Origin of the sequence: Methylorubrum thiocyanatum (genome assembly GCA_014138645.1) — a bacterium.
Classification (GTDB): Bacteria; Pseudomonadota; Alphaproteobacteria; order Rhizobiales; family Beijerinckiaceae; genus Methylobacterium; species Methylobacterium thiocyanatum.
This window is the reverse complement of sequence record JACJIB010000001.1, coordinates 675,710-698,398: the sequence shown is the minus strand read 5'-3', so window position 1 is coordinate 698,398 and position 22,689 is coordinate 675,710. Positions and strand designations below refer to the sequence as shown.

Annotated in this window: 20 protein-coding genes; 10 read left to right on the top strand and 10 right to left on the bottom strand. The window is 71.0% G+C overall.

Annotated elements, in window-relative coordinates:
* Positions 1 to 305 precede the first annotated feature (305 nt).
* A complete protein-coding gene (locus HNR51_RS03265; protein ID WP_182553944.1) occupies positions 306 to 1,616 on the bottom strand; it encodes an MFS transporter in 1,311 nt (436 codons plus the stop codon).
* 243 nt (positions 1,617 to 1,859) lie between these two features.
* Here HNR51_RS03265 and rlmH point away from each other — a divergent pair, with 243 nt between their 5' ends.
* From rlmH to HNR51_RS03225, 8 genes are all read left to right on the top strand, one after another.
* Complete coding sequence (gene rlmH / locus HNR51_RS03260; protein ID WP_012454142.1) at positions 1,860 to 2,357, top strand: 23S rRNA (pseudouridine(1915)-N(3))-methyltransferase RlmH; 498 nt, start codon at positions 1,860 to 1,862, stop codon at positions 2,355 to 2,357.
* Positions 2,354 to 3,730 carry a murein hydrolase activator EnvC family protein gene (locus HNR51_RS03255; RefSeq protein WP_182553943.1) on the top strand — a complete coding sequence of 459 codons (1,377 nt, stop codon included), beginning with the start codon at positions 2,354 to 2,356 and terminating at the stop codon, positions 3,728 to 3,730. Before rlmH ends, HNR51_RS03255 begins: the two co-directional genes overlap by 4 nt.
* Positions 3,730 to 5,052, top strand: a complete 1,323-nt coding sequence (locus HNR51_RS03250; protein WP_012454140.1) for a S41 family peptidase — start codon at positions 3,730 to 3,732, stop codon at positions 5,050 to 5,052. The genes HNR51_RS03255 and HNR51_RS03250 overlap by 1 nt, the downstream gene beginning before the upstream one ends.
* A 152-nt stretch (positions 5,053 to 5,204) precedes the next feature.
* A complete protein-coding gene (locus HNR51_RS03245; RefSeq protein WP_182553942.1) occupies positions 5,205 to 6,404 on the top strand; it encodes a divergent polysaccharide deacetylase family protein in 1,200 nt (399 codons plus the stop codon).
* Between the two features lie 308 nt (positions 6,405 to 6,712).
* Positions 6,713 to 8,401 carry a methyl-accepting chemotaxis protein gene (locus HNR51_RS03240; RefSeq protein WP_182553941.1) on the top strand — a complete coding sequence of 563 codons (1,689 nt, stop codon included), beginning with the start codon at positions 6,713 to 6,715 and terminating at the stop codon, positions 8,399 to 8,401.
* A gap of 153 nt (positions 8,402 to 8,554) precedes the next feature.
* Complete coding sequence (locus HNR51_RS03235) at positions 8,555 to 9,163, top strand: RNA pyrophosphohydrolase (RefSeq protein ID WP_182553940.1); 609 nt, start codon at positions 8,555 to 8,557, stop codon at positions 9,161 to 9,163.
* Between the two features lie 27 nt (positions 9,164 to 9,190).
* The gene (locus tag HNR51_RS03230) at positions 9,191 to 9,841 is read left to right on the top strand and encodes a DUF2939 domain-containing protein (protein WP_182553939.1); all 651 of its coding nucleotides are present in this window, start codon (positions 9,191 to 9,193) and stop codon (positions 9,839 to 9,841) included.
* A 101-nt stretch (positions 9,842 to 9,942) separates the two neighbouring features.
* Positions 9,943 to 11,883: a potassium transporter Kup gene (locus HNR51_RS03225; protein ID WP_182553938.1), complete on the top strand. Its 1,941-nt coding sequence runs from the start codon at positions 9,943 to 9,945 to the stop codon at positions 11,881 to 11,883.
* A 113-nt stretch (positions 11,884 to 11,996) separates the two neighbouring features.
* On the opposite strand, the gene HNR51_RS03220 is transcribed toward HNR51_RS03225, so the two are convergent.
* Positions 11,997 to 12,302: a hypothetical protein gene (locus tag HNR51_RS03220; protein ID WP_182553937.1), complete on the bottom strand. Its 306-nt coding sequence runs from the start codon at positions 12,300 to 12,302 to the stop codon at positions 11,997 to 11,999.
* A 210-nt stretch (positions 12,303 to 12,512) separates the two neighbouring features.
* Positions 12,513 to 13,304 carry a hypothetical protein gene (locus tag HNR51_RS03215; RefSeq protein ID WP_182553936.1) on the bottom strand — a complete coding sequence of 264 codons (792 nt, stop codon included), beginning with the start codon at positions 13,302 to 13,304 and terminating at the stop codon, positions 12,513 to 12,515.
* A 111-nt stretch (positions 13,305 to 13,415) separates the two neighbouring features.
* Here HNR51_RS03215 and HNR51_RS03210 point away from each other — a divergent pair, with 111 nt between their 5' ends.
* On the top strand, positions 13,416 to 14,039 hold the full coding sequence (locus tag HNR51_RS03210; RefSeq protein ID WP_182553935.1) for a Pr6Pr family membrane protein: 624 nt from the start codon (positions 13,416 to 13,418) through the stop codon (positions 14,037 to 14,039).
* A gap of 4 nt (positions 14,040 to 14,043) precedes the next feature.
* Here HNR51_RS03210 and HNR51_RS03205 read toward each other — a convergent pair whose 3' ends face one another.
* From HNR51_RS03205 to HNR51_RS03175, 7 genes are all read right to left on the bottom strand, one after another.
* Positions 14,044 to 14,772 (bottom strand): pseudouridine synthase, encoded by a 729-nt coding sequence (locus HNR51_RS03205; protein WP_012454131.1) that lies wholly within the window; start codon positions 14,770 to 14,772, stop codon positions 14,044 to 14,046.
* A gap of 30 nt (positions 14,773 to 14,802) precedes the next feature.
* The gene (locus HNR51_RS03200) at positions 14,803 to 15,729 is read right to left on the bottom strand and encodes a class I SAM-dependent methyltransferase (RefSeq protein ID WP_182553934.1); all 927 of its coding nucleotides are present in this window, start codon (positions 15,727 to 15,729) and stop codon (positions 14,803 to 14,805) included.
* A 206-nt stretch (positions 15,730 to 15,935) separates the two neighbouring features.
* A complete protein-coding gene (gene era / locus HNR51_RS03195) occupies positions 15,936 to 16,895 on the bottom strand; it encodes a GTPase Era (RefSeq protein ID WP_012454129.1) in 960 nt (319 codons plus the stop codon).
* A gap of 5 nt (positions 16,896 to 16,900) precedes the next feature.
* The gene (gene rnc / locus HNR51_RS03190) at positions 16,901 to 17,671 is read right to left on the bottom strand and encodes a ribonuclease III (protein ID WP_012454128.1); all 771 of its coding nucleotides are present in this window, start codon (positions 17,669 to 17,671) and stop codon (positions 16,901 to 16,903) included.
* A gap of 61 nt (positions 17,672 to 17,732) precedes the next feature.
* Complete coding sequence (gene lepB / locus HNR51_RS03185) at positions 17,733 to 18,539, bottom strand: signal peptidase I (protein WP_012454127.1); 807 nt, start codon at positions 18,537 to 18,539, stop codon at positions 17,733 to 17,735.
* 130 nt (positions 18,540 to 18,669) lie between these two features.
* Complete coding sequence (gene acpS / locus HNR51_RS03180; RefSeq protein ID WP_182553933.1) at positions 18,670 to 19,080, bottom strand: holo-ACP synthase; 411 nt, start codon at positions 19,078 to 19,080, stop codon at positions 18,670 to 18,672.
* Positions 19,077 to 19,826, bottom strand: a complete 750-nt coding sequence (locus HNR51_RS03175) for a pyridoxine 5'-phosphate synthase (RefSeq protein WP_182553932.1) — start codon at positions 19,824 to 19,826, stop codon at positions 19,077 to 19,079. Before HNR51_RS03175 ends, acpS begins: the two co-directional genes overlap by 4 nt.
* Positions 19,827 to 20,081: 255 nt before the next feature.
* On the opposite strand from HNR51_RS03175, the gene HNR51_RS03170 reads away from it, so the two are divergent.
* On the top strand, positions 20,082 to 22,682 hold the full coding sequence (locus HNR51_RS03170) for an ABC transporter permease (RefSeq protein ID WP_182553931.1): 2,601 nt from the start codon (positions 20,082 to 20,084) through the stop codon (positions 22,680 to 22,682).
* Positions 22,683 to 22,689: the final 7 nt, after the last annotated feature.

Here is a 22,689-nt window from a genome sequence, read left to right as displayed (position 1 = left end):
CCTTTTACCGCACAGGCCGCCGAGGCACCGACACACTTTGCGTGTACCTCTCCCGTAGTGATGTACTTGGTCCGACATCTCCTAAGAATTCATTGCATCAAGACCGGCGCCCTCGGGCGGGCTGCCCTTAGCCGATGCCCAATCGACGAAGAAAGCTGTCCATTCCCACCCGCATCACGCGGCGGCGACTTGGCTTGAAACCCTTATCCTGAATTTCGAGCCGCGCCCCGATCCTGCGCTCCCGATTGGGCGTCGCCTTCGAGGGGCCAGCGGCGACGGTCCGGAACGCGGGGCGTCGGCACGGCTCAGCCGCGCGTTGCCGTGTCGACATGGATGTCCCGGCCTCGGGTCTCCGGCAGCAGCAGCGCGGCGACGGTGCCGACGAGGCTGAAGGCGGCGAGATAGTAGGCCGGGGCCATCCGGTCGCCGGTGGCGGCGATGAGCCAGTTCACGACGTAGTTGGTGCTGCCGCCGAAGATCGAGACCGAGAGGGCGTAGACGATGGAGAGCCCGGCGCTGCGCACCGCCCGCGGCAACGCCTCCGGGATGCCGACGATGACCGCCGCGGCGTTGATCGAGGACAGGGCCGAGAGCAGGAAGGTCACGGCGTAGACGCTGAATGCGCTCGGGTTGCCCAGCATCCACAGGAAGGCCGGCACGGCGAGCACGAGGATCAGCGCGCGCGGCCAAATCATCACCGGCCGACGCCCGAACCGGTCGGCGAGCCAGCCGCCGAGCAGCGGGAAGATCACCGAGGCCAGCCCCAGCGCGATCGGCACGGCGTTGGCCGCCATCTCCGAGAGGCCGAGGGTCGCACCGGCATAGACCGGCATGTTGGTGCCGACCGCGTTCGAGACGGTGGAGGCGGCGATGACGAGGAAGGTCAGTCCGAGCATCCGTCCGTGCCGGCGCAGCAGCCGGCCCAGCACCGCGGCCGTCGAATCGGCGGCCGCGGGGTCGTGGCCCTCGCCGGCCGTCTCCGGCAGGTGGCTGCGGATCACGAGCCCGACCGGGACGACGAGGAGGCCGAGGCCGAACATCAGGCGCCAGCCCCAATCGGCCATGGCCGCATCCCCCAGGATCAGCGTCAGCACGGTGGCGAAGAGGCCGGCGAACAGCGCGGCGCAGCCCTGGCTCGCGATCTGCCAGCTCGCGACGAAGCCGCGGTGGCGGGCCGGGGCCGCCTCGATCAGGTAGGCGGTGGACGGCCCGACCTCGCCGCCGAGCGCCAGCCCCTGGATCAGCCGTCCGGCGATGACGATCACCTGGGCCCAGCCGCCGATCACCGCCGTGCCGGGGCAGGCCGCGAGCATCAGCATGCCCACCGCCATCAGCGCGATGGTGATGAGCATGGCCGGCTTGCGCCCGGCCCGGTCGGCGAAGGCGCCGATCAGCACCCCGCCCACCGGGCGCATCACGTAGCCGATCCCGAACAGGGCGAGCGAGGCGAGCAGGCTGTCGGTCGGGCTGTCCGAGGGGAAGAAGGTCGCGCCGATCGACGTGGCGAAGAAGGCGTAGATCGTGAAATCGTAGAATTCCAGGGCGTTGCCGAGCACGACGGCTCCCACGGCCTTGCGGTCGAGGCGCGGCGGCGCGGCGCTGGCGGGCGAGTGCATCGGCATTCCTGTCGTGAGGTCCCGGACGGTGGCGGCGCGGGAAGGCCGGCTCCGGACAGAGGTCGTCGGTTGCGGGCGGCAGGTAGGTCGCCGCCGCCGGGCCGCCACCCCCGCGAGGATCGCGTGCTCGACCGGTCGCCTCACGTTGCCGGTGACGTTTTCTTGAGCCGGCCGGCTCCCTGTCCCCGGCTCGATCATGCTATCGCGCCGGGACACATCGTCCGCCGGAACTGTCCACGCCCCTTGCGCCTGCTCGTCGTCGCCATCGGACGCCTGAAGAACGGGCCGGAGCGGGATCTCGCCGCCCGCTACCGCGAGCGCGCGGTCGCGCTCGGCAAAAGTCTCGGCGTCACCGCCTGCGATCTCACCGAGATCCCCGAATCCCGCGCCCGCCGCGCCGCCGACCGGGTCGCCGAGGAGGCGGCGGCGATCCTCGCCCTCGTGCCGGCGGATGCGGCGGTGATCGCCTGCGACGAGCGCGGCCGCTCGGACTGGCCGAGCGAGCGGATCGCGGAGAAGATCGGCGGCTGGCGCGATGCGGGGCGCGGCAGCCTCGTCCTCGTCATCGGCGGGGCCGACGGCCTTCACGAGAGCGTGCGCGGGCGCGCCGACCATATTCTCGCCTTCGGAGCGGCGACACTGCCGCACGGTCTGGTGCGCGTGCTCGCCCTCGAGCAGGTCTACCGGGCTCTGACCATTCTGGCCGGACACCCCTATCATCGGGGCGATCCCGAGGCATGAGACCACGTGTGACCGCCGCCCCGAGGCCTGCTCTCTTCCGGATGGCCCTCGCCTGCCTCGCGGGCGGCCTCGCGCTGCCCGTGCTGGCGCAGACGGTGCCGGATCCGGAGACGATGCGGCGCACGCAGGAGGAGCGGGACCGGCGCGCCCAGAACCTCAGGCAGATCGAGGAGGCGCTGGCGGCCAGCACCGGCAACCGGACGGCGCTCGAAACCGAGATCGCCGCCATCGGCTCCGACCGGACCAAGCTCAGCGCCGCCCTGCTCGATGCCGGGCGCCAAGCCCAGGCGACCGAGGACCGGATGAACCGGCTGGAGGAGCGCCTGCGCGCGCTCACCGACAGCGACGCGGCGATCCGCAAGTCGCTGGAGGCGCGCCGTGCGGTCATCGCCGAGATCCTGGCCGCGCTCCAGCGGATGGGCCGTCGCCCGCCGCCCGCCGTGCTGGTGCGCCCCGAGGACGTGCTCGCGGCGATCCGCACCTCGATGATGCTCGGCGCCGTGGTGCCGGAGTTGCGCGGCGAGGCGGACACGCTGGCCGGCGATCTCACGGAACTGGTCCGGGTGCGCGGCCTCATCGCCGCCGACCGCGAGGCGCTGAAGAAGGATCTCGCCGGCTGGGCGGCCGAGCGCCAGCGCCTCGACGCGCTGATCGCCGCCCGCCGCAGCCGGCAGGCGGAGGTCGAGTCGAGCCTCACCGCCGAGCGGCAGAAGAGCGCCGAACTCGGAGCCCAGGCGAAATCCCTCAAGGATCTCGTCGACCGGATGGAGGGCGAATTGTCGAGCGCCCGCCGGGCCGCCGACGCCGTCCGCGCCGCCGCCGAGCGCGAGCAGCGGGCGATCCAGGAGAAGTTCGCGGCCGCCGGCGCCCGCGATCCGGCGCGGCTCGCGCCCAAGGTGAAGTTCGCCGAGGCCCGCGGCGATCTGCCCAGGCCGGTGAGCGGCGCCCTGCTGCGCGGCTTCAACCAGCCCGACGGCCAGGGCGGGACCACCCGCGGCATCTCGCTGCGGGCGCGGCCGAAGGCGGTCGTGTCCTCCCCTGCGGACGGCTGGGTGTCCTTCGCCGGGCCGTTCCGCTCCTACGGCCGACTCTTGATCATCAATGCGGGCGACGGCTACTATCTGTTGCTCGCCGGGATGGATCAGATCAACGTCGAGGTCGGCCAGTTCGTACTGGCGGGCGAACCGGTGGCCGTGATGGGCGAGGGCAGCGGCACCCCGGCAAGCGCGCCGTCGAACGTGACGCAGGCTGCGTCACAGAAGGACGATGATCGCAGTGATCCCGTCCTGTACGTCGAGTTCAGGAAAGACGGCGGCTCCATCGATCCGGAGCCGTGGTGGGCGAGAAGTTCCAGCGAGAAGGTTCGCGGATAATGCGCAAAGTGTCCCTCGTGTTACTCGGCGCGGCCCTCGGCATCGGCGCCTCGGCCCTGTCGACCCAGACCCAGCTCCTCTCCGGCACGAGCGCCATCGCGGCCTCGGCGGAAACCTACCGGCAGCTGAGCCTGTTCGGCGACGTGTTCGAGAAGGTTCGCACCGACTACGTCGAGAAGCCCGAGGAATCGAAGCTGATCGAGTCGGCGGTCAACGGCATGCTGACCTCGCTCGACCCGCATTCGAGCTACATGGACGCGAAGGCCTTCCGCGACATGCAGACGACGACGAAGGGCGAGTTCGGCGGCCTCGGCATCGAGGTCACGATGGAGGACGGCCTGATCAAGGTCGTCTCGCCGATCGACGACACGCCCGCCTCGAAGGCCGGCCTGCTCGCCAACGACATCATCACCCAGATCGACGAGGATCAGGTTCAGGGCCTGACCCTGAACCAGGCCGTCGACAAGATGCGCGGCCCCGTGAACTCCACGGTGAAGCTGAAGATCTCCCGCAAGGAGGCCAAGGATCCGATCGACGTCTCGCTGACTCGCGACATCATCAAGATCCGTCCCGTGCGCTCGAAGGTCGAGAGCGGCGATGTCGGCTACGTGCGCCTGACCCAGTTCAACGAGCAGACCTATGACGGCCTGAAGACCGCGATCGACAAGCTGCAGAGCGAGATCGGCGGCGACAAGATCAAGGGCTACGTGATCGACCTGCGCAACAATCCCGGCGGCCTGCTCGATCAGGCGGTCATGGTCTCCGACGCCTTCCTCGACCGCGGCGAGATCGTCTCGACCCGCGGCCGCAACCCGGACGAGACGCAGCGCTTCTCGGCGAAGGCCGGGGATCTCGCCAAGGGCAAGCCGATCGTCGTGCTGGTGAACGGCGGCGCGGCCTCGGCCTCGGAGATCGTGGCCGGCGCCCTGCAGGATCACAAGCGCGCGACCATCATGGGCACGCGCTCCTTCGGCAAAGGCTCGGTGCAGTCGATCATCCCGCTCGGCGGCCAGGGCGCCCTGCGGCTGACCACCGCGCGCTACTACACGCCGTCCGGCCGCTCGATCCAGGCGAAGGGCATCGAGCCGGATCAGGAGGTGCTGCAGGAGGTGCCCGACGATCTGAAGGGCAAGGACGAGACCAAGGGCGAGGCCGGCCTGAAGGGCCACCTCAAGCAGAAGGACACCGAGGAGCGCGGCGGTTCCTCGGCCTACATCCCGCCGGATCCGGCCAAGGACAAGCAGCTCATCGCCGCGGTCGATTTCCTGCACGGCATCCAGAAGGGTGCGGCCAACGTGACGAAGCCGGCCACGCAGAACTAATCGCGGCCTCCGCGGTGGGTCTCCGCCGCGCGAGTTAGCGAAAGATTAACCATGACGGCCCGCAATACCGGTTCAGACCGGGGTTGCGGGCCGTTTCACGTTGAAGGCTGTGCCCGGTCGTCCGAACATGCGCCAACAGGGCGGGACGGCGGGTGAGCGACGCGGCCGACGACATCCTGACGAAGCCCCTCGGGGTTGCGGCGACGGCGGCCCGGCCGCGCCCGGCTCTGCGCCCCTCGGCGGGCGTGGCGGCCGCCGCCGCAGCCCTGACGCTCGTGCTCCTCGCCGGAGGCATCGCGCTCACCGGCGATCCCCGCGGCGGCGAACCGCGCGCCAGCGCGACCATCGAGATCCGCGAGACCCCCGCGCCGCGCGTCGCCGAAGCCGCACCGCCGGCCCCGAAGGGCCCGGTTCAATCCGCGGGCGAGGTCGAGCAGGCCTCCGGCGTCAGCGTCTACCGCCCCGACGGATCCACGGCGCCCGACGCGCCGGTCATCATCCGCGTGCCGAACGCCGCCCAGGTGAAGCTCGCGCCCGCGCCCGACCCGCGCCTGACCGAGCGCGGGCGCCACGGCCCCCTGCCCCGGCTCGGCGAGGGCCGGCTGCGGCCGCTCGACGTCTACGCCCGGCCGGACGAACCCGGCACCGGGCCGCGCATCGCCGTCCTCGTCTCCGGTCTCGGGATCGGCGAGAACGCCACTCTCGGCGCCATCGCCCGGCTTCCGGCCGCGGTGAGCCTCGCGCTCTCGCCCTACGGCAGCGACCTGGAGAAGACCGCCGCCCGCGCCCGCGAGGCCGGTCACGAGGTCCTGCTCCAGCTGCCGATGGAGCCGTTCGACTATCCCGACAGCGATCCCGGACCGCAGACGCTGCTGGCCTCCTCCCGCCCCGGCGAGAACCTCGACCGGACCGCCTGGGCGATGAGTCGGTTTCCCGGCTTCGTCGGCGCCGTGAACTTCATGGGCGCCAAGCTGATGAGCGATCCCACGGCCCTCGAGCCGGTGCTGAAGGATCTGGCCGCCCGCGGGCTCGGCTTCGTCGATGACGGCGCGGCGTCCGCTTCCCAGGTCGCCGGCGTCGCGGCGAAGACCAAGCTGCCCACCGCCCGCGCCGACATCGTCGTCGACGCCGTCGCCCGGCCCGACGCCATCGACGCGGAACTCGCACGCCTCGAGACGCTGGCCCGGCGCAACGGCCTCGTGCTCGCCTCCGCCAGCGCCTCGCCGCTCAGCATCGACCGCCTGTCGCGCTGGTCGCGCGATTTGGAGGCGCGCGGCATCCGGCTCGTGCCGGTGAGCGCCGTCCTGCGCCGCCCGGGCGGGGTCGCCAAGCTGTCGAGCGCGGCACCCTAAGCAATCGAGCCCGAGCGGAGGGGCGCCGGAAGACTCAGCAGGGGCTTCGGGCGGCCAGCTCTGCTTTCGCGCGCACGCCGCATGGAAGGCGACATCCTTCCCGTGCCTCTCATTGGATTCGACACGGGAAGAGAGCGGCCTTCCTGCGTCTTTTCCTGTTTTCGCGCCAACATCGCAGTTCGTTCGATTTTTATCCGTGCGCCGCTGGCGGAATCTAATGAGCGATTTGTGATCCGGTAAGTGTTTACAGGCAAATTTGCGCGACTCTCCCGAGGGATCGGGGATGAGCCGTCCTGTCGGGGTTGTCCGTGTCGCTCCAGAATCTTCCCATCCGCAGCAAGCTGATCGCTTCATTCGCTCTGCTGACTGTTCTTCTCGTCGGCCTGGGCGTGCTCGGTCTGGCCGGAACCCAGACGATGCGCGATCAGGCGCTCGACATCGAGCGCAACTGGCTCCCGAGCGTCCGGCTGCTCGGCGAGATCGACACCGCGGCGGCGCGAATGAACGGCGTCATGCTGCGGCACACGCAGGCGGCCGACCCGCAGACGATCCCGCAGTTGGACCGGGATTTCGAGCGTTTCGGCAAGCTGGTCGCCGACAAGCGAGCGGCCTACGAACCCCTCATCGCCAATGCCGAGGAGCGGGCACTCTATGAAATCTACACGCGGGAAGCCGCCACCTTCGAGGCGGAGCGGCGGATCGTGATGGATCTTTCGCACCAAGGAAGGAAAGCGGAGGCCTTCGCCTACTACGAAACGAAGGGTCTCGCCCCGCGCCGGGCGATGTCGAACGCCCTCGAGAAGCTGATCGCCTTCAACAACGAGGGCGCCGCCCGGGCGATGGCAGAGGGCGAGGTCATGTTCCAACGGGTGCGTGCCATCGGCCTCGCCGTCCTTGCCCTTGGGCTCGCCCTGGCTGTTCTGCTCGCCGTGCTGATCACCCGCGGCGTGACGCGCGGCATCGCTTCCGTCGTCGGCCCGATGCAGGCCTTGGCCGCCGGCGACCTCTCGGTCACGATCCCGCACCAGGGCCGGCGCACTGAGATCGGGACGATCGCCGACGCGGTGCAGATCTTCAAGGACGGACTGATCCGCATGCGCAGCCTCGAAGAGGAGAGCGCAGCGGCCCGCGCCGGTGCGGAGGCGCAGCGCAAGGCGGCGATGCGCGAGATGGCCGACCGGTTCGAGGGCGCGGTCGGCGGTGTCGTCAGCCTCGTCTCATCCGCTGCGGCCCAGTTGCAGGCCTCGGCCCATGGCATGACCGGTGCCGCGACCCGCACCGCCGGCCAGTCGGTCAGCGTGGCCAGCGCCGCCGAGGAGGCCGCGACCAACGTCAACACGGTGGCGGCGGCGGCCGAGGAACTCGGCGCCTCGGTGCAGGAGATCAGCCGGCAGGTCAGCGGCTCGTCGAACCTCGCCCAGGCCGCGGTGGGAGAGGCAACGCAGACGGAGGCCCATGTCCGGGCTCTGAGCGCAGCCGTCTCCAAGATCGGCGACGTCGTCACCATGATCACGACCATTGCCGGCCAGACCAACCTGCTGGCGCTCAACGCCACGATCGAGGCGGCCCGCGCCGGCGAGGCCGGTCGGGGCTTCGCGGTGGTGGCCGCCGAGGTCAAGGAACTCGCCAACCAGACGGCGCGCGCGACCGAGGAGATCTCGAGTCAGATCGGCCGCATCCAGGAAACCACGGGTCACGCCGTCACGGCCATCGGCAGCATCACCGGACGGATCGAGGAGATCAGCGCGGTGGCGGCCTCGATCGCGGCAGCCGTGGAGCAGCAGGGCGCGGCGACGCAGGAAATCGTGCGCAACGTCGCCCAGGCGGCCCTGGGCGCGGGAGAGGTGACGAGCAACATCGCCGGCGTGGCGCAGGCCGCCGAGGAGGCGGGGGCGACCGCCGCCGAGGTGCTCGCCGCCTCCTCCGCGCTGTCGCGCCAGTCCGAGCATCTCAACAGCGAAGTGGGCCGCTTCCTGGCGAATGTGCGCGCCGCCTGACGGCGAGCGGGAACGGCGGAGGAGAACGCGGGCGCGGCCGGGGCCGCGCCCGCGCGCGTTTTGCGGCCTCAGATAGGAGGCAGGTCGGCGTTGCCCGCACCGGTTCGGCCTCCTATGGTCGCGCCGCCAGCACAAGGCCGCCCAAAGCCCGCGATGACCCGCCCCGAAGACGACCTTCTGCGCCTGCCCGAGGGCAGCGCGCTGCCCTACCGCCCCTGCGTGGGCGTGGCCCTGTTCAACCGCGACGGCCAAGTGTTCATCGGCCGGCGCAAGCGCGAGGCCGGGCCCGAGCACGTGGAGGGTGATCGCGCGTGGCAGATGCCGCAGGGCGGGATCGACGAGGGGGAAGAGCCCCTCGCCGCGGCCCTGCGCGAACTCCACGAGGAAACCAACGTGCCGGCGGAGGCCGTCACGTGGCTCGGCGAGACCCGCGACTGGCTCGCTTACGACCTGCCGCCGGCGGTCATGAAGCAGGCCTGGAAGGGCCGCTACCGCGGCCAGCGCCAGAAGTGGTTCGCCTTCGGGCTCACCGGCAGCGAGACGGTCATCGACGTGGACGCCCCCGGCGGCGGCCGGCACAAGCCCGAATTCGAGGCGTGGCGCTGGGAGCGGCTGGACGCGCTGCCCGACCTCATCATCCCCTTTAAGCGCCCGGTCTACGAGGGCGTCGTCGCGGCGTTCTCCGGGCTCACCGGCTGGCACGGCGCCGAGGGCGATCCGGCGGAGGGTCCGGCAGCCGGTCGGGCGGATGGTCCGGTATGACGCACCCGCGCATTCGCGGCTGATCCGATGCGGTGGTGGCTCGCTCCCCTTCTCGCGGTGGCGGCTTGGTTCGCCTACACGCTGACGCCGTTCTGGTCGCTCTACGAGTTCGCCGCGGCGGTGCAGGCGGGTGATGCCGCGGCGATCGAGCAGCGGGTCAATTTCCGCACCCTGCGCCTGTCGCTCGCGCGGCAGATCAGCGCCGCGGTCAAGGCCGACAGCACCTCCCTCGATCCGCGCGAGCGGCAGCGCATCGCCGACGCCGCCGGCGCCTTCGCCTTGCCGATCATGGAATCGGCGCTCACGCCGAAGGCCGTGATCGACCTCCTCGACGACGGCTGGCCGCAGGGCGCCGACCTCGCCGCGCCGGCCAACCGGCACGAGCGGCGCGACGGGCTGCGCATCCCCGACCTCAAGCGGCTGCTGCGCTACTATCTCGCCTCCGACATGCGCGGCTTCCGCTCCGTGGTGGTGGCGGTGCCGCCGGACCGGCCCCGCCACGAGCAGTTCCGCATCCGCCTGCGCCTGCGCGACTGGGGCTGGCGCCTCGTCGATATCGAGCTGTCGGACGACCTGCGCCGCCGCATCGGCGAGAAGGCCGCCGCCGGGGCCGCCCGGCTGCGCGAGGGGCGTTCCGCCTCGGACAAGGCCGCACCGGACGCCGCCCCTCCCCCGTGAGCGTGACGTCCGCCAAAGTCTGCAAATGAGAGGCTCTGGTCTTTCCTGCTCCGCTCCATAGGTGAGCCGCCACGATCGGCCCCGCTTGTCGGAGCGTACCCTTGAGCCAGCCCAGCGCCTCAGCCTCCGAAGCGGACGAATCGGCGTCCGGGCAGGAGACCGGACCCGGCCGGCGCCTCGGTGCCGGGCTGCTCATCGCCACCCTCGGCGTCGTCTACGGCGATATCGGCACGAGCCCGCTCTACGCGCTCAAGGAGGCGGTGCGCGCCGCGAGCCCGGGCGGCCACCCGCCTCCGGTGGCGGTGACCGGGGCGGTCTCGCTCATCCTGTGGGCGCTGATCCTCGTCGTCTCGCTCAAATACGCGGTGCTGATCCTGCGCGCCGACAACCGCGGCGAGGGCGGCATCGTCGCGATGCTGGCGCTGCTCGGCGCCCGCCACGCGAAAGCCGGCTCGCGGCAGGCGCTGCTGCTGATCGTCGGCCTTGTCGGCGCCGCCCTGCTCTACGGCGACGGAGCGATCACCCCGGCGATCTCCGTGCTCTCGGCCGTCGAGGGCCTGCGGGTCGATGCGCCGGCGCTCGACCGCTTCATCGTGCCGATCGCGCTGGTCATCCTCATCGGGCTGTTTCTCGTCCAGCGCCGGGGCGCGGCCTTCATCGGAAAGATCTTCGGGCCGGTGATGCTGGTCTGGTTCCTCGTCCTGGCCGCGCTCGGCCTCGGCGGCATCGTCCAGGCGCCGCAAATCCTGAGCGCGATCAATCCGCTGCGCGCCGTCGAGTTCACGGCGCATGCCGGCCTGCATGTCGGCTTCGCCATGCTGGGCGCCGCCTTCCTCGCGGTCACCGGCGGCGAGGCGATGTATGCCGATCTCGGGCATTTCGGTGCGCGGGCGATCCGCGTCGCGTGGTTCGCCCTCGTGCTCCCGGCGCTGGTGATCCACTATTTCGGCCAGGGCGCGATCCTGCTCGTCGATCCGTCCGCCGCCGAGAACCCGTTCTACCGCCTGGCGCCGGGCCTCCTGCACTATCCGCTGATCGGGCTGGCGACGCTCGCCGCCGTCATCGCGTCGCAGGCGGTGATCTCGGGCGTGTTCTCGCTGACCCGGCAATCGATCCAGCTCGGCTTCCTGCCGCCGCTGCGCATCGTCCACACTGCCCCGGACGAGAGCGGCCAGATCTACGTGCCGCTGGTGAACTGGCTGCTCGCCGCCGCGACGCTCGCAGCGGTTCTGATCTTCCGTTCCTCCGACGCGCTGGCCGGCGCCTACGGCATCGCCGTTTCGCTGCTGATGGCGATCACGACCCTGCTCGCCGGCCTGATCGCCCGCAAATGGGGCTTCGGCTGGCCGATCGTGCTCGCGGTCAACGGCTTCTTCCTCGTGATCGACCTGATCTTCCTCTCGGCCAACAGCGTGAAGCTGTTGGAGGGCGGCTGGTTTCCGCTGCTGCTGGCCGGCATCATCGCCTTCCTGATGCTGACATGGCTCAAGGGCAATGCCTGCCTGGAACAGGCGCGCATGGGCCTGCGCCCGCCGGAGGCACGGTTCCTGGACGATTTGCGCCGGGATGCGCCGACGACCCTGCCGGGCTCGGCCGCCTTCCTGTCCTCGGCGACGGAGGGCATCCCGCTGCCGATGATGCGCTTCGTCGAGCGCCTGCGCGCCCTGCACGCCCGCGTCGTGATCGTCACCGCCTTGTTCGAGGAGACGCCGACCGTGCCGCGCGCGGAGCGGGCCCGCGTCACCGAGATCACCCCCGATATCCGCCGCGTGGTGCTGCGTTACGGCTTCATGCAATCGGCCTCGATCCCCGAAGGGCTCGACTGCGCCGTCCATGCCGGGCTGCTGCCGAAGGAATTCACCGAGGATCTCACCGTCTTCGTCGGCCACGAGACGATCATCCCCGTCTCCGACCGGCGCGGCATGTCGGACTGGCGCGAGGCGGTCTTCGCGGTGATGCAGAACAACGCCGAGCGCACCGGCGCCCATTTCTGCGTGCCGGCCCGTCAGGTGATCGAGATCGGCACCGAGATCGAGATCTGAGTGGTCGCGCCCGAACGCATCATCCCGAAAGGCGGCTTCCGGCCTTCGGAAAAAGGTGATGCAAACACAAAAGCTTAGAGCTTCGTGCCGGTCCCGCTATCCAGCACGAAGCGCTAATCGTCCGCCTGCCCCTTGCCGGTCATCCGGAGCTGCGAGGCGACGCATTCGCGCATCGCATCCTCAATCTTGGCCTTCTGCGCGTTGGGGTAGCCCGCCACGTCGTCGATGCATTTGACGAAGTAACCTGCGGTGAAGCTCTCGTTGACCGACACGAACGACTTGCCGAAGCGCGTCGCGAGCTGAAGGCGATCCATGGCCGAGCTTTGCTTCCAGGCCTCCAGCGTGTCCGTCATCGACAGGGCGCTGGCAGCGCCGGGCACGAGAGCCATGGCGAGGAGCAGGGCGGAGAAGCGTCGCATCGTGCAAAATCCTCCCGGATGTTTTTCTGTTTTTCCCGCGCAATCTTCCTGAAGATCCCGAACCCTAAACTCGGTCGATACGGTCGCTCAGGATGATGTTGCCGGATAAACCCTTCCAGCTGGCCAGACACCCGGCTTGCCGGAGCCTTCTTCTTATTTTGCTCTGAGACTTCCGTGGGCTGACGCAGCGATGTGAGACGGTCGAACCCGTCACCGACGCCAATCCGCGAAGCCGGCGACGCGATGCGTCAGGCGCCGGTTAACGGCCGTTTCGCCGAAAGGCGCGAGTTCCCAGGTCCAGGCCCGGTCCGGCGTTCCGAGCCGGACGCCGTAGAGGAGATCGTGCCGGGCGTGGACGCGGCCTTGCCGGTCCTCTTCGGTCTCGTCGAGGTCGGTGACGAGGCAGACCCGCGCCCTGAGGGCAGCGAGGGCAGCGAGATGCGCCTCGACAATCCGCCGCCCGAAGGCGTCGCCGTCCTCCCGTGTCCAAGCTCCGAGGGGACGGCGCGAGGCCTCCAGCCGATCGACCGGGCGGATCGGGAGTTGCGAGAGAAGGTTGGCGGAGATGACGAGGCCGGTCCCCGGCTCGGCGCAGACCGGCGGCAGGCGCGGATCGAGATCGCGCGCCGCGCCCGTCATCAGCGCCATCGCACCGCTCAGATCCGCGGTCAGCATCTCGACATTGGCAAAGGCCCGGATCGCGCGCCGCGCGGGCGCAAGATGCACGGCATCGACCAGCACCACCCGCCGGAAGGCGCCAGTGAGATCCGCCAGCGGCACGTCGAGCAGGAGCCCCGAGCCGAGCACCACCGCGGTGTCGCGTCGCTCCGCCCCCGCGATGGCTGCGCGCATCACGGCGCGGCTGGCCTCGAGATGCGGTGCCCAGGCCCGGCGGCAGCGGCGGGCACGCGACATCAGCCAGATGCTGTCGCGCAGGTAGCCGAGCCGGCGCTGGGCCGACGGCGCGGGCGTGGTCAGGAGATGAAGGAGATCGAGCAGCACGGGTGCGCGACGTCCGGCACGGGGCGGGACCTGTCAAGCCGGCCGCGTCATGCCATGGTCGCGATGGGACGCCAGAACGCGTCTCCCTTCCCGGCTCCGCCCCGACCGACCATGAACTCCCGAAGCGCCCGCCTCGCCGCCGCCCTGATCGCGCTCTGTGCCGTGGTCGGCGTCGGGTTCGGCTTCGCCGCCGTGTTCGGCCGGACGGGCTCGGTGCCGGTCGCGGCCTGGATCATGGCCGCCTATTTCACGAACCTGACCGGGCTCCTCGTCTTCGCGGTGTTCGGCGGGATCGCCCTGCGGGTGCCGGCCCTGGCCCAGCCCCGGCTCGTCGCTACGACGGTGCTCGCGACCCTGCTCGTCGGCCTCGTCCAGCGTCTTCTGCTCTACGGACTCAGGACGCTTCGCGGCGGCGACCTCATCGGCGACATCCTGCTTCACCAAGCGTTGCCGGTGCTGGTGCCGCTGTTCTGGCTCGTCTTTGTGCCGAAGGGACGCCTCGCGCTGCGCGACCTCCTGCTGTTTGCGAGCTATCCGCTGGTCTATCTCGGCTACACGCTCCTGCGCGGCGCCTACGACGCGCGCTATCCCTATCCGTTCCTCGATATCGGGAAGATCGGCTGGGGTCCGGTCGCCGCCTATGCCGGGGCGATCGCGGCGGCTTTCCTCGGCGTCGGCTGGGCGCTGGTGCGCCTCGACCGCCGCCTCGCCCGGCGCAGCCTCGCTGCCGGCTGAAACCCTATCCCCCGAACACCGCGGCAATCTCGCCCGGCCCCAGAATCCGGAACTCCCCCGCCGGCAGGTCGGCGGGGAGCGCCAGACCGCCGACGCGGTCGCGGTGGAGCGCATCGACGTGGTTGCCCAGCGCGGCGAACATGCGTCGGACCTGATGGTAGCGGCCCTCGTGCAGGGTCACGGTGCAGTGGGTCGCGTCCTCGCCCTCCATCTCGACGGGCAGAAGCGGCTTGTCCTCGCCCTCCAGCATCAATTCGCCCGAGGCGAGGATCGCGGCCTCGTCGCCCTGGAGCGGACGGGCCAGCGTCACCCGGTAGCGCTTGGCCACCTTGGCCTTCGGCGCGATGATCCGGTGCAGCAGCGCGCCGTCATCGGTCATGAGCAGCAGGCCCGAGGTCTCCTTGTCGAGACGCCCGACCGTGGAGAGCGCCGGATCGCGCCGCCGCCAGCGCTCCGGCAGCAGGCTGTAGATCAGCGGCCCCGCCTCCTTGTGCGAGCAGGTGACGCCGAGGGGCTTGTGCAGCATCAGGCAGACGCCGGGCAGCGGATCGAGAGGCGCACCCTGCACCGTCATCCGGGCGGAAAGGTCGGGTTCGAGCGCAATGCGCTGCGAGGCATCCCGCAGCGCCTCCCCGTCGCGGCGGACGAGGCCGGCGCGAGCCAGCCCCTCGACCTCCCGGCGCGAGCCGTAGCCGAGATTGGCCAGCAGCCGGTCGAGGCGCACGGCCTTCACTTGCACGCCTCCATCACTTGCACACCTCCATCACTTGCGCGCCTCGAACAGCTTGTAGCCGCCCTCCGTCACCACCGGCGTGACCGTGCGGAAGGCGGCGCGCAGGGGCGCTTCGTAGGGCAGATGGGCGTTGGCGACGAGGTGGAGCGTCCCGCCCGGCCGCAGGGCCGCGGCCGCACGGGCGATGAAGACCTGCCCCAGCGCCTGATCCTCGGCGCCGCCATCGTGGAAGGGGGGATTGGTGACGACGAAGTCGAGGCCCGTCAGGGCCGGTTCCGATCCGCGCAGGTCGGCCCAGTGCAGGCTGGCGCGCGCGTCGGCGACATTGCGCCGGGCCATCTCGATCGCGCGGCGGTCGAGGTCGATCAGCGCCAACGCGGCGACCTTTTCCGATTTCAGTGCTGCCCGCGCCAGGATGCCGAGGCCGCAGCCGAAATCGGCGCCGCGTCCCGCGAGCGGCGGCAGGTGGCGCAGCAGCAGGGCGCTTCCGGGATCGAGCCGGTCCCAGGAGAAGATGCCCGGCTGGGTGCAGAGCGCGAGGTTGTCGATGTGGCGCGGGGCGCCGCCCGCGACCGCGGCCTCGATGCCCGAGGGCGCCTCGGGCCGCGCCGCGGTGCAGATGCGGTGGTGGCGCCGCGGCTCGTCGGTCACCGCGCAGCCGAAGCCGCGCAGCTCCTTGGCGAGCCGCGTGCCGCCCTTGTCCTTGGGCGCCAGCGCCACCAGCCGGCCGCCGGGCCGCAGCGCCCGGAGCGCCAGCGCCAGAGCGTAGCGCCGTTCGACCGTGCCCGGCGGCGCCAGCAGCACGGCGGTTTCGAGGCTCGCCTCGGCCACGTCCTCCAGCCGCGCCGATCCGGGGATCAGCGGCGAGACCTGCGCGGCCCCCTCGGGCAGAGCCGCGAGCTCGGCGGGCGGGAGGCCGTAGAGGACGGCGCGGAGGTCAGGATCGGTCTGGGGCATGGGGGCTGGGGTTGGGGCTTGGTGTTCAGGCCGTAGCCGTCGCCGCAGGAGGTTATCCCATCCCGATCCTCATCCTGAGGTGCCCGCGCGAGCGGGCCTCGAAGGGTGTTCCAGCGACCGCGCGGGATCTGGAGCCTCCTTCGAGGCCGCCGCTTCGCGCCGGCACCTCAGGATGAGGTCGGAGATCGGATGGAAAGGAATAGAGGTCAGCCGGTCGGGAATTCGAGGCCCATCTCGCGATAGCGCGCGGGATCGTCGGCCCAGTTCTCGCGGACCTTCACGTGCAGGAACAGGTGCACCTTGGCCTCGGCCACCTCGGCGATCTCGATCCGGGCCGCCTGCCCGATCGCCTTGATGGTCTGGCCGCCCTTGCCGAGCACGATCGAGCGCTGGCTCTCACGCTCGACGAAGATCGTCTGCTCGATGCGCACCGAGCCGTCGGGCCGCACCTGCCACTGGTCGGTCTCGACGGTGGAGCGGTAGGGCAGCTCCTCGTGCAGCCGGTCGTAGATCTTCTCCCGGGTGATCTCGGCGGCGAGCATGCGCAGCGGCGCGTCCGAGATCTGATCCTCCGGGTAGAGCCAGGGGCCCGGCGGCATCCGGGCGGCGAGCGCCTTGCGCAGGTCGGCGACGCCGTCGCCGTTGAGCGCCGAGATCAGGAAGGTGTCCTCGAACGGCACCATCGCGTTGAGCTTGGCCACCAGCTCCAGCAGGCGCTCGCGGGCGATCAGGTCGATCTTGTTGAGGATCAGGATCTTGGGCCGCTTCACCTCGGGCAGGCGGCGCAGGATGGTCTCGACCTCGTCGTCGGCGCCCTTGCGGGCATCGATCAGCAGGCAGACCGCGTCGGCATCGGCCGCTCCGCTCCAGGCGGAATGCACCATCGCCCGGTCGAGGCGGCGCTTCGGGGCGAAGATGCCGGGCGTGTCCACCAGCACCACCTGCGCATCGCCCTCCATGACGATGCCGCGCACCAGCGCCCGCGTCGTCTGGACCTTGCGCGAGACGATCGAGACCTTGGCGCCGACGAGCGCGTTGAGCAGGGTCGACTTGCCGGCATTCGGCACGCCGATCAGCGCCACGAAGCCCGCACGGGTCTCCTGCGGCGTCGTCTCCTGGGAGCGCGCATCTTCGCCGTCCCTATCGTCCGGCTCGTGCTCAGACATCCGACCTAACCACCTGATCCATCCTTCCCTTGCGTCCCGCCGATATTCTCGCGGTCGAGCACGGCCCGGGCCGCCTCCTGCTCCGCCACGCGCTTTGAGGCGCCCTCGCCGTATCCCGGTTCAATGCTCTCGACCCGCACCGCGATCCGGAAGACCGGGGCATGATCGGGGCCCGAGCGCTCCACCACCTCGTAGACCGGGATCGCGAGGCTGCGCGCCATCGCCCATTCCTGCAAGGCCGATTTTGCGTCGCGCCCGCGCGGTGCTCCCGTGTCCTCGCCGGGACGGAAGCTGCGCTGCACGATGGCCCGCGTCGCCTCGTAGCCGGCATCGAGGAACACGGCGCCGAGGATCGCCTCGCAGACATCGGCCAGGATGGTCTGGTTGCGCCGCCCGCCGGTCTGGATCTCGCCGGGGCCGAGATTGAGATGCGGCCCGACCTCCCAGGCCTCGGCCACCGCGGCGCAGGTCTCGCGCCGCACGAGCCCGGCCAGTCGCCGCGACAGCTCACCCTCCTCCGCGTCCGGCAGCGCCCGATACAGCGTCTCGGCGACGGCCAGCCCCAGCACCCGGTCGCCCAGGAATTCCAGGCGCTGGTAGCTGCCGACCCGGCCGGACGGGCCGGCCTTGCTCACATGGGTGAGCGCCAGGGGAAGCAGCGTGGGGTCGGTGAAGACGTGACCGATGCGGGCCTCCAGAACGGCGAGGCTCGGCCGGGGCCGGTGCGCGCGCCGGGCGCGGCTGGAGCGTCCGGCGCCTTCGCCAGCCTCGCTCATCGCCGTCCGCCCCGGGGGAGACCGGCGGATCGTTCCGTCGCTGTCACGTCCGTTCGAGAAATCAGTGGATCGTCGAGAAGATGCGGCTCCAGCGCACATCCGCCGGCCAGCGCCAGATCTGCCAGGCGGGGGTGCGCTCGTCGATGGAGAAGAAGATCATCTCGGCCCGGCCGACGAAATTTTCGAACGGCACGTAGCCGACGCTGGCGAGGTCGCGCGAATCGGTCGAGTTGTCGCGGTTGTCGCCCATCATGAAGAAGTGGCCGGGCGGCACCGTGTAGACTTCGGTGTTGTCCCAGAAGCCGCGGTCGCCGTCGCGCTCGATCACCCGGTGGGTCACGCCGCCGGGCAGCGTCTCATTGTACTGCGCCACCTTGACGGTCTGGTCGAACGCGTCGAGCGTCTCGTAATCGGCGATGCGCTCGCGCTTGACCGGCTTGCCGTTGATGTTGAGCACGCCCTCGATCACCTGGATCTTGTCGCCGGGCAGGCCGATCACCCGCTTGATGTAGTCGGTGGCGTTGTCCTTCGGCAGCTTGAACACGGCGATGTCGCCGCGCTTCGGCTCGGCGGCCCAGACGCGGCCGTTGGCCTGGAACGGCAGGTACTCGGAGAGCGGCAGCGAGTACTTCGAGTAGCCGTAGGTATATTTCGAGACGAACAGGTAGTCGCCGATCAGCAGCGTCGGGATCAGCGAGCCCGAGGGAATGTTGAACGGCTGGAACAGCAGCGTGCGCACCACGAGCGCGATCAGCAGCGCCTGCACGCCGACCTTCACGGTTTCCCGGATGCTCGCCCAGGTTCCGGGCTCGGCCGTCCGGATCTCCGTCTTGCCCTCGCGATCCACGCGCGCGCGTCCTATGCTCATGAGTGATGCAGCCTCCGGCCCCGCCGTCTCGTCGGCAGCCGCGTCCCGGTTGGCGGTGGCTGTCCTGCTGGGCGGCGGGTCTAGACTATGCCGCGCCGCCCCGCAACGCGGAGCGCAAGTGAATACAAACCTATGATGCGCCCGCGACCGGAACGGCTTCGATGATGACGAAGGCCTGCGCCAGGGGCGGTTCGTCCGTGAGGGTCACGTGCAGCCGCGCCTCGTAGCCCGGCGGCACCATGCGGGCGAGGTGCTCCCGCGCACCTCCGGTGAGGCGCAGGGTCGGCTGGCCGCTGGCCGCGTTGACCACCTCCATGTCGCGCCAGAACACGCCCTGGCTCATCCCGGTGCCCAGCGCCTTGGCGCAGGCCTCCTTGGCGGCGAAGCGCCGCGCGTAGGAGGGGCCGCGGGCCGCGCGGCGGTCGCATTTTTCTCGCTCGCCGTCGGTGAAGACGCGGTGGGTGAAGCGCTCGCCGAAGCGCTCCAGCGAGTTCTCGATGCGCCGGATGTCGCAGAGATCGGTGCCGATGCCGAGGATCACGGTTCGGCCTGCCGCCGCGCCCGGTCCATCGCCGCGCGCATATCGTGGACCGCCTGCCGCAGGCCGACGAAGATCGCCTCGGCGATCAGCGCATGGCCGATGTTCAGCTCGCGGATCTGCGGCAGCGCCGCCACCGGGCCGACGCTCTCGACGGTGAGGCCGTGGCCGGCATGGATCTCCAGGCCGAGCCCGGCGCCGTGGGCGGCGGCGCGCACGATGCGGCCGAGCTCATGCGCGATCCTGTCCGGATCGCCCGCGATCACCGCCTCGCAGTAGCTCCCCGTATGCAGCTCGACGACGGGCGCGCGCAGGGCGTGGGCCGCCTCCATCACCGCCTCGTCGGGCTCGACGAAGAGCGAGACGCGGATGCCCGCCGCTGACAGGTCCGCGATGCGCGGCGCCAGATGCGCGCGGCCGGCGATGATGTCGAGCCCGCCTTCGGTGGTGCGCTCCTCGCGCTTCTCCGGCACCAGACAGGCGGCATGCGGCCGGGTGGCGAGCGCGATGCCGACCATCTCGTCGGTCGCCGCCATCTCGAGGTTGAGCGGCACCGGCAGCGCCTTGAGCGCCGCGATGTCGGCATCGCGGATATGGCGGCGATCCTCGCGCAAATGCGCGGTGATGCCGTCGGCACCCGCCGCCACGGCCTCGCGGGCGGCCCGCACCGGATCGGGCGAGACCCCGCCCCGGGCGTTGCGGACAGTGGCGACGTGATCGATGTTCACGCCAAGGCGCAAGGACGACACAGAATTTCTTCCGACGCTTCGCTGAGTGCGGGAGAGTGGGTTTAGCCGCTGCGGCCGGGGGTTGGAAGCACCTCCGGCGCGGCGCCGAAACACCCGTTCACCGTTCGGGCCAAGCCCGCCCGACAGGATCGGCGCCTTTCCCGGACGTGCCGCAGCCGTCGAAGCATCCCGCGGCGGTGGCGACAGTTGCGTGCGCCGCGTCAATGCCCAGATTGGCCGGGCCGGTCGGACCGGCCACGAACAGATTGAGCGCGCATGCACGGCACCCTGTCCCGGCCGGAAGCCTCCCGCCCCGGCCCGCCCTCACCCGCGGGTCTCGCCGCCCGGTTGCCGCTCACCCTCAGACTCGCCTTGCGCGAACTGCGCGGCGGGCTCTCCGGCTTCCGGGTGTTCATCGCCTGTATCGCGCTCGGCGTCGCGGCGATCAGCGGCGTCACCTCGATCGCCGCCTCGCTCTCCGGCGGGCTCGGGCGCGAGGGGCGGCGGATCCTGGGCGGCGACATCACCTACAGCCTGATCAACCGCGAGGCGACGCCGGCCGAGCGCGCCGTGCTCGATGGGCAGGCGCCGGTCTCGGAGGTCGCGAGCCTGCGCGCCATGGCGGTGGCGGGCGATGGCGGCGCGGCCCTGGTCGAGCTGAAGGCGGTCGATCCGAGCTATCCGGCGGTCGGCACGGTCGAGACCGACCCGCAAGGCCCGGTGCAGGATCTCATCGCCGAGCGGAACGGCGTCTACGGCGCCGTGGCCGACCCGGCCCTGCTGACCCGACTCGGTCTCAAACCCGGCGACCGGGTGACGCTCGGCGGCTTTCCGATCGAGATCCGCGCCGCCCTCGTCTCGGAGCCCGACCGGATCGGCTCCGGCATCGGCTTCGGCCCGCGCCTGCTGATCTCGCTGCCCGCCCTGCGCGCCACCGGCCTGATCCAGCCGGGCAGCCTCAACCGCTTCACCTACCGCCTGCAACTGCCGCAATCCGACGACGCGCGCCTGACCGCCGTCAACGCCGCGGTGCAGAAGGCCCTGCCCGAGGCGGGGTTCGAGATGCGCGCGCGCGACAACGCCGATCCGCGCTTCGCCAAGGGGATCGAGCGCTTCACCCAGTTCCTCACGCTCGTCGGCCTCACCGCCCTCATCGTCGGCGGGGTCGGCGTGGCGAATGCCGTGCGCGCCTTCGTCGATGGCAAGCAGAGCTCGATCGCGACCCTCAAGAGCGTCGGCGCGCCGGGCTCGCAGGTCGTCGGGCTCTACCTGATCCAGGTGATGCTGATCGCCGCGATCAGCACCGCGCTCGGCCTCGCCGTCGGCGCGGCCCTGCCCTTCCTGCTCGACGTCGCGCTCCGTGACCAGCTTCCGCTGCCGCTCAACCCCGAGATCGCCCCGGCCCGCCTCGCGCTCGCGGCCGCCTACGGCCTGCTGACGGCGCTGGCCTTTGCGATCCTGCCGCTGGGGCGCGCCCACGACGTCTCCGTCGCGGGGCTGTTCCGCGATGCCGTGGATCCGGCCGCGCGCCGGCCGCGCTGGCGCTACCTCGCGGTGCTCGCCGCCGCCCTGCTCGCGCTTGCGGGCCTCGCGCTCTTCACCGCCTTCGACCGCAAGGTAGCGCTGATCTTCATGGCCGCCGCCGCCCTCGCCTTCGGGGCGCTGCGCCTCGTCGCGGCCGGGCTGATGGCCGGGGCCGCGCGCCTGCCGCGGCCGAAGGGCATGGTGCCGCGCATGGCGCTGGCCAACCTCCACCGCCCCGGTGCGCTGACGCCGGCCGTGGTGCTCTCGCTCGGTCTCGGCACGACCCTGCTGGTGACGCTCAGCGCCATCGACAGCAACATCACCCGCGCCCTCGAAAGCTCGCTGCCGGGCCGCGCCCCGAGCCTGTTCTTCCTCGACGTGCCCTCGCGGGAGGCGGACAGCTTCTCCGCCTTCCTCGGAGCGCATGCGCCCAACGCCAAGATCGAGCGGGTGCCGATGATGCGCGGCCGGATCACGGCGCTGGACGGCGTGCCGGCCGGACAGATCAAGCCGCCGGAGGACGCCGCCTGGGTCCTCGACGGCGACCGGGGCATCACCTACGCCGAAACCCCGCCCGACGGTTCGAGCATCGTCGAAGGCACGTGGTGGAACACGGAGGAGGCGCGCCAGCCGCTCGTCTCCTTCGATGTCGAACTGGCCCGCGCCCTGGGGCTGAAGGTCGGCAGCACGGTCACGGTCAACGTGCTCGGCCGCGCGATCACCGCGCGGGTCGCCAACCTGCGCAAGATCGAGTGGCGCTCGCTCGGCATCAACTTCGTGATGGTGTTCTCCCCCGGCACCTTCCGCGGCGCGCCGCATGCCGATCTCGCGACCCTGACCCTGCCCGACGGCCCGGACCCGAAGCTGGAGGCGGAGGTGGTGCGCGACGCGGCCAAGGCCTTCCCCTCGGTGACCTCCGTGCGGGTGAAGGATGCGCTGGAGGCGGTCAACGACCTCGTCCACAAGCTGGTCCTGGCGATCCGCGGCGCCAGCGTCGTCGCGGTGCTGGCAAGCCTGCTGGTGCTGGCCGGGGCGCTCGCCGCCGGCCACCGCGCCCGGCTCTACGACGCGGTGGTGCTGAAGGTGCTCGGCGCCACGCGGATGCGGCTGCTCTCGGCCTACGCCCTCGAATACGGCGCGCTGGGGCTCATCACGGCTCTCTTCGGCATCCTCGCCGGCTCGGTCGCGGGCTGGGTGATCGTCGCCAGGGTGATGCGCCTGGACTTCGCGCCCGACCCGGTCGGCGCCCTGGCGGTGGCCGCCTTCGCGGTCGTCTTCGCCGTCGTGGTGGGGCTGGCGGGGACGTGGCGCATCCTGGGACAGCGGCCGGCGCCGTATCTCCGCCAGTTCTGAAAAATAC

Coding starts and splice junctions, on each gene's coding strand:
- HNR51_RS03265 (WP_182553944.1), bottom strand. CDS start 1,616: ATGCACTCGCCCGCCAGCGCCGCGCCGCCGCGCCTCGACCGCAAGGCC.
- HNR51_RS03255 (WP_182553943.1), top strand. CDS start 2,354: ATGAGACCACGTGTGACCGCCGCCCCGAGGCCTGCTCTCTTCCGGATG.
- HNR51_RS03250 (WP_012454140.1), top strand. CDS start 3,730: ATGCGCAAAGTGTCCCTCGTGTTACTCGGCGCGGCCCTCGGCATCGGC.
- HNR51_RS03235 (WP_182553940.1), top strand. CDS start 8,555: ATGACCCGCCCCGAAGACGACCTTCTGCGCCTGCCCGAGGGCAGCGCG.
- HNR51_RS03230 (WP_182553939.1), top strand. CDS start 9,191: ATGCGGTGGTGGCTCGCTCCCCTTCTCGCGGTGGCGGCTTGGTTCGCC.
- HNR51_RS03220 (WP_182553937.1), bottom strand. CDS start 12,302: ATGCGACGCTTCTCCGCCCTGCTCCTCGCCATGGCTCTCGTGCCCGGC.
- HNR51_RS03210 (WP_182553935.1), top strand. CDS start 13,416: ATGAACTCCCGAAGCGCCCGCCTCGCCGCCGCCCTGATCGCGCTCTGT.
- HNR51_RS03200 (WP_182553934.1), bottom strand. CDS start 15,729: ATGCCCCAGACCGATCCTGACCTCCGCGCCGTCCTCTACGGCCTCCCG.
- era (WP_012454129.1), bottom strand. CDS start 16,895: ATGTCTGAGCACGAGCCGGACGATAGGGACGGCGAAGATGCGCGCTCC.
- rnc (WP_012454128.1), bottom strand. CDS start 17,671: ATGAGCGAGGCTGGCGAAGGCGCCGGACGCTCCAGCCGCGCCCGGCGC.
- lepB (WP_012454127.1), bottom strand. CDS start 18,539: ATGAGCATAGGACGCGCGCGCGTGGATCGCGAGGGCAAGACGGAGATC.
- HNR51_RS03170 (WP_182553931.1), top strand. CDS start 20,082: ATGCACGGCACCCTGTCCCGGCCGGAAGCCTCCCGCCCCGGCCCGCCC.